The 3,852-nt window shown below is 58.9% G+C and carries 3 protein-coding genes; all 3 read right to left on the bottom strand.

All coding sequences use genetic code 11. The features are described from left to right. Positions 1–98: 98 nt before the first annotated feature. From IVB42_RS05095 to IVB42_RS05105, 3 genes are read right to left on the bottom strand one after another with little or no spacing between them, the layout of a single operon-like run. Positions 99–1,103, bottom strand: a complete 1,005-nt coding sequence (locus IVB42_RS05095) for a tyrosine-type recombinase/integrase (RefSeq protein ID WP_247361515.1) — start codon at positions 1,101–1,103, stop codon at positions 99–101. Then, positions 1,100–2,476: a tyrosine-type recombinase/integrase gene (locus tag IVB42_RS05100; protein WP_247469804.1), complete on the bottom strand. Its 1,377-nt coding sequence runs from the start codon at positions 2,474–2,476 to the stop codon at positions 1,100–1,102. Before IVB42_RS05100 ends, IVB42_RS05095 begins: the two co-directional genes overlap by 4 nt. Then, positions 2,473–3,702, bottom strand: coding sequence for a site-specific integrase (locus IVB42_RS05105; protein WP_247469805.1), 1,230 nt, complete (start codon positions 3,700–3,702; stop codon positions 2,473–2,475). Before IVB42_RS05105 ends, IVB42_RS05100 begins: the two co-directional genes overlap by 4 nt. Positions 3,703–3,852 lie beyond the last annotated feature (150 nt).

A 3,852-nucleotide genomic window follows, 5' to 3' on the forward strand; every position in this document is an offset into this window, starting at 1 on the left:
GTCAAGTAATCAGCAGCAGATCATAATGTGAAGGAGCACCACGTTTCCGGTGTTATGCTGGGATAGTGCGCGATCTCCTCCACATTATTGCCTTGCCGCTAAAGGGTATCGAGCCAGGCCAGAACGCTTTGGTCCTGTTTCCACGATGGTCGTTTTGCCGATCGTGACGGGCTTTCGAGGCGCTCCAACGCCAGGCGCTTTGTTTCCAGATTTGCCTGAGCGTAGTGGTTTGTGGTGTCGAGGCTGACATGGCCGAGCCAGCTTCGGATCACAGTGACGTCAACGCCTGCCGCTACCAGATGCACCGCCGTCGCATGACGGAAGCTATGAGGTGTTACGTGCTTTGAGGCCAGGCTCGGCATGATCTTCGCTGCCGCTTCGACGTATTGCGCCAGTTTGAAGCGGACGCCCGATGCGCCGAGCGGGACACCATACCGATTGACGAAGATGGGCTCGTCGTCGGCCCTCGGCTGTCGCATGAGCTGCGATCTTAGCAACGACACGGTTTCTGGCCAAAGAGGGCTCAGCCGTTCTTTTCGTCCCTTGCCGTAAAGACGCACGCAGGTTGGCGAGTCGAACCGGATCGCCCGCGGGCAAACATCGAGCGCCTCCTGGATGCGCGCGCCGGTATTGTAGAGGAAGCAGAAGAGCGCGTGGTCGCGTTGCCCCTCAATCGTCGAGCGGTCGGGCTGCGCCAGAATGGCCTTCACCTCCTCGGGCTCCAGATAGCACGGCGCATGGATCGGCGCTTTCTTCATGGGCACGTGCAGAATCTGGGTGCATTGCTCGATAGCCGTCGGCTCGCGGTCAGCAACGAAGCTAAAGAAGCTACGTAATGCGGACAGGCGACAGTTGCGCGTGCCAATCGTATCTCCGCGTTCCTGCTCGGTGTATTGCAGGAAGGTCTTGACCTCGGAGGCCGTCAGGTCCCCCAGTGCGAGCTGGGCTATCGGCCGGCGTCGGCGTTGAGCCACGAACCTGAGGAACAGGCGCCATGTGTCACGGTAGGACCGAACGGTGTGCGCAGAGGCATTTCGCTGCTGAACCATCCACTCGTAAAAGAAGGCATGAAGCAGCCTCGGGAACGGGTCGACCGGTTTCATGGCTGCCCCCCCTCTGACGCGTGCAGGCAATGTGACGCGAACGTCCGGAAGCGTTCGTTTGCTTGCTGAAGGAGTTCCTGGGTGACCGTGATGTAAACCAGCGTCGAGTGGATATCGCGGTGCCCCAGATATGTCGCGAGGAATGGAAGCTTGTCCTGCGGATTGATGCCGGCGCGGTACCATTCGAGAATGCGGTTCACCACAAACGAGTGACGCAGGTCGTGGATGCGAGGGCCAGTCTTGCCTTTCGCCGCCTTGAGTCCGGCACGCCGCAGGATGTCGACAAGGCAACCGGCGATGGCGTGCGACGTGTAGCGCGCATTGCCCTGATCGTGCCAGAACAGGCCAGATTCGGGGCTTTGTGGCATCTTCGCCTTGCGTCTCGCCTCCAGATATTCCCGCAGCGCCGACAACGCACTGTCAGCCAATGGCAAGATCCTCGATTTGAAGAACTTCGTCTCCCGGATGGTAATCGTGCCAACCTGCAGATCGATATCGGCAAGGTTCAGGCGTGCGAGTTCTCCCAACCGCAATCCCGCGCAATAGGTCAGGACCAGCATGGTGTAGAGGCTGATCGGCCGCAACGGTGAGCGTGGAGAGGGGTAGGTCAGAGCGATGTCGAGGAGACGGCGAACCTCTTGCGCGCTGTAAATATATGGCCGACGCCAATGTCGCGCGACCTGTTGTGCAGGACGGGGATCCGGACGCCTTGGTTTGGTGCTGGGATCGAGATGATGCTGTGCCTTGGCCAAGGCACGAGCGAGCTTTTCGCATTCGGCGGCATGGTTGGCGGTTGATCGCGCGGCCGCCCAGTGCTGCAACATGATCGATACTGACTCTCCCGCCAACTCCGGATGCGCTTGCAAGAAGCGATCGAACCGCCAGAACCAGCGGGTCTGCGTCTGATAGCGATAACCTCTCGCCTGCATCAGCGCGATGTGGTTGCGCATGAGGTCGCCGAGAACACTGCTGAACGGTGGGAACTGCCGTAGCGCTTCGAGTGCCTGATCGGGATCGGGCGCGAGCAGCGACCGCACGATAGCCTTGTCGCTTTTCGCATGGTACTCGGCACGCAAATCAGCAATGGGATTGCTGACGATCAGCGCTTCCCCCACGAGGAAGTCGAGGAAGCGATTGACGATGCGGGCGCGATGCAGCAGCGTCGCCATGGGCCAGTGCATGGCATATTCGCGCAACCACGTTTCGAGCACTTCTCGGCCAAGCTGTCCGGGTGTGCGCTGATCCCGGACAACCACTTCCTGGAAGGTTCGGAGCGCCTGACGGTAATAGATCGGACTGGTCGAGCAGCGTAGCCGGAGCCGACCAAGATAACGGGCAATCGTTCTGCCATCGGTGTCGGGCCAAGCGTTCATGAGCGCACCTCCTGTCCCGGGATCTCTAGGGCGATTGCGCGCAGGTCCTCCGTGGCAAGTTTCAGGTAGGGGATCGTCGATTCCGTTGAACGATGACCCAATACGTCTCCGATCAGCTTTCGCGGGACCGACGCCCGTAGCAGACTGACTGCACGTGCATGCCGGAAGGTATGCGGGCCGCGTTTGCCGCTTGGTGTGACGCCTGCCGCCTCGATCCGCCGGCTGACTTCGTTATAAATGCGCACCATGGGAACGTAGGGTGCGCGGGTGCGAACAAAGATCTCCCGCACACCAGTTTCAGGGCGGCCGTGCCGGAGGTACTCGATCAGCGCTTCCCCAACGGCCTCAAACAAGGGCAGAAGAGAATGATCACCCGTTTTGGAGCGGCGGATGTGCAGAATGTCCGCCCGCCAATCGATGTCTTCTAACCGCAAACGGCTTATCTCGCCGGAACGTAACCCATAGGTCGCAAGAAGCTGAAGGATGGCATAGTCGCGCAAGCCCATCGGCGACCGGTCTTTTCGAACAGATTTCAGGACAATCGAGATATGATCCGAACTTAACGCGGACGGGATGCCTTCATAGGCATAGAGCAGCGGAGCAATAACGTGCTGGGAGAGATCGGCCGTGGTGCGACCTGTCCTGTGAAGATGTTTCAGCAGCGAACGAAGCCGCTCGGCGACATCTTTCAAGGATTTCCGCGTCAGCCCGCGAGCCCGCATATCCATGTAAATATCGAGATCGCGGACGGTCAGGCCTGCAAAATTGGCGTTCGAATGCTTGATGAGCCAAGCACAAAAATTTCGAGCTTCCCACAGTAAGGCGTCGACCGAGGCCGTGGCGAGCCCGCGTTCCTCCCGCAGCCATGTCTGATACTGATCGCACACCTCTCGACAAAGACGCCCGCCAGCATTGATGGCCGCAATTTCAGGTGGCCAGCGCTTCAACGCGAGTTTCAGCAGCGCGTGGATTCCTGATCTGGGAATGCCTATCCAATAGCGAGCTGGAGCGCGGCCATGACGCTTGCGAAATTGTCGAACCGCAAACCGCAGATAAGCCGTTACGTCGGCCGGCGTGACTGCTTCGAGAGCAATTTCGCGTACCGTCAGATACGCAAGAAAGTGGTCGGCGTTGCGGCAATAGTTATGAACTGCAACTCGGTTATATCGCAGTCGCGTGAGAGCATCCCTAAGCTCCGAGACAAGGGCGCTGTATCCATGTGTCATGAAGGCTTCCTCAACTGTGTTTGATCAACAGCCGAGGGTCTCATGCCGGAAATAATGCGCAGCAGATCGCAAGCCGTTTTAGCCGATCTCCACAAGCCGGCCGCGCTAAGAATCTTCCTTCACATTATGATCTGCTGCTGATTACTTGAA

The sequence above is a fragment of the Bradyrhizobium sp. 45 genome, assembly GCF_023073155.1.
GTDB classification, from domain to species: domain Bacteria; phylum Pseudomonadota; class Alphaproteobacteria; order Rhizobiales; family Xanthobacteraceae; genus Bradyrhizobium; species Bradyrhizobium canariense_D.

Bases quoted from the DNA above. Each gene is read 5' to 3' on its own strand.
- IVB42_RS05100 (WP_247469804.1), bottom strand. From the start codon at position 2,476: ATGAACGCTTGGCCCGACACCGATGGCAGAACGATTGCCCGTTATCTT.
- IVB42_RS05105 (WP_247469805.1), bottom strand. From the start codon at position 3,702: ATGACACATGGATACAGCGCCCTTGTCTCGGAGCTTAGGGATGCTCTC.
- IVB42_RS05095 (WP_247361515.1), bottom strand. From the start codon at position 1,103: ATGAAACCGGTCGACCCGTTCCCGAGGCTGCTTCATGCCTTCTTTTAC.